Origin of the sequence: Streptomyces sp. B1866 (genome assembly GCF_031932565.1) — a bacterium.
GTDB lineage: Bacteria > Actinomycetota > Actinomycetes > Streptomycetales > Streptomycetaceae > Streptomyces.
In genome coordinates this window covers 1-1,533 of the sequence record NZ_JAVSCF010000502.1, presented here as the reverse complement: position 1 = coordinate 1,533, position 1,533 = coordinate 1, and the positions used below count along the sequence as shown (strand labels likewise).

General features: G+C 70.9%; 1 protein-coding gene. It reads right to left on the bottom strand.

All coding sequences use genetic code 11. The annotated features are described in order from the left end of the window. Positions 1-267: 267 nt before the first annotated feature. On the bottom strand, positions 268-1,476 hold the full coding sequence (locus tag RKE29_RS29805) for an IS4 family transposase (protein ID WP_312008832.1): 1,209 nt from the start codon (positions 1,474-1,476) through the stop codon (positions 268-270). Positions 1,477-1,533 lie beyond the last annotated feature (57 nt).

Sequence of the window (1,533 nt, the reverse complement as noted above, 5' to 3'; positions counted from 1 at the left end):
TCAATACCAGTGACTTAAGGGATTGGGTCCCAGCTGCGGGGGACCTTGGTCGGTGGGTTGATCGGAGCGGTGCGCCAGTGCGGGGCGATGGCGAGTGTCTCGGCGGGGTGCTGGGGGCGTCGGGTGTCGTGCCGGTGTTCGTCGCGTTTGACGCCGAAGTTGGACATCTTGCGTTTGACGACACGGGGATTGAGGCGTGCGCGGCGGGCGGGTAACCGGCGGGCGGCTATCTCGCGGATGCCCTCGGTGAGGGCCGCGGCCAGGTGGTCAGGGGGAAAAGGCCGCCTGCGCGGTGACCTGGCGGCGGGCGAGGCGGATGCTGCGGGTGAAGGAGAGCCGGTCGGGGTCCAGCCCGGCGTGTTCGGCGGTGTCGTGCATCAGGGTGCGGACGGCGTGGTGGACCAACAGGTGTGCCCAGACTTCCTGCTCGACGCCGCCGGGTGAGCGAGAGCGCAGGACCTCGGCCGGTCCGCGCTGGTGGGTCTTAAGCTCATCCAGCGCGGTCTCGATCTCCCACCGCTGGCCGTAGAGCGCGGCCAGTTCCAGGGCGGGGGCCACCTCGTGGTCGAGGATCGTGGTGATCAGCCGGCAGGGGGCCTCCTGCCCGGGCCGGCCGGGATCGCCGAGGGTGTACTCGATCACCCGTACCACCTGCGGGTCGGCGCGTTGGCGGTGGTCCTTGGCCGCCACGATGTCCGACAGGTACGAACCGTCGGGAAGCTCCTTGCGCACCGGCAGCACCGCGCTGGACTTCACCCGCCACAGCAGATCGGCGCCGTCGGCCGAGGCCGCCCGCCACAGCTCCAGGCCGGTGAAACCACGGTCGGCCAGCAGCAGGTCACCCGCGCCGAGGTGACCGAACAGCTCGCGGGCGAGGGCCGGTTCGGACACCGTGAGCGGGCCCAGCGCAGCGGCGGTGATGGCGTGGGTGCCGCACTCGGCCAGCGCCACCGCCCGCACCTGCGGGAACGCGCACCGCTGCGTGCGGTGCGTCTTCGGACGCCCGAAGTACGCGGCATTCTCCTCACTGTCCGGGACGTCGAAGACGGTGCCGTCGACGGCCACCAGCCGCCACCGGCCGTAGAAGGCACCCGGCGTCGACTCCGTCGCCAACGGCCGGGCCACCTCATCGAACAGGGCCTTCAGCGGCTCCGGGCCCAGCTTGGCCCGAGCCCGGGAGATCGCCGCCGTGGTGGGCACATGCCAGGAACCCGACCAGCGTTTCGCCCAGGCCAGCCCGTGCGTCAGCAGCCGGGCCACCTCCTCGTAGCCCTGCCCGGCAAACAGGCACATCGCCAGCACGAAGTAGACCACCACACGCGACGGCAGCAGCCGGTTGCGCTGCCCGGACCTCCCGCACTCAGCCACCACCCGGTCCACCAGCTCCGGCGGGAACGAGCGCGTCAGCAGCCCGACCGCGATGCGATCCGACAACCGCTCATCCGTCTCCGGCTTGACCTGCCCCGGCCGTGGCATCCAGGCACCTCCCCGCCACGCACCCTACCAGCAACAGATCTTAAGTCACTGGTATTG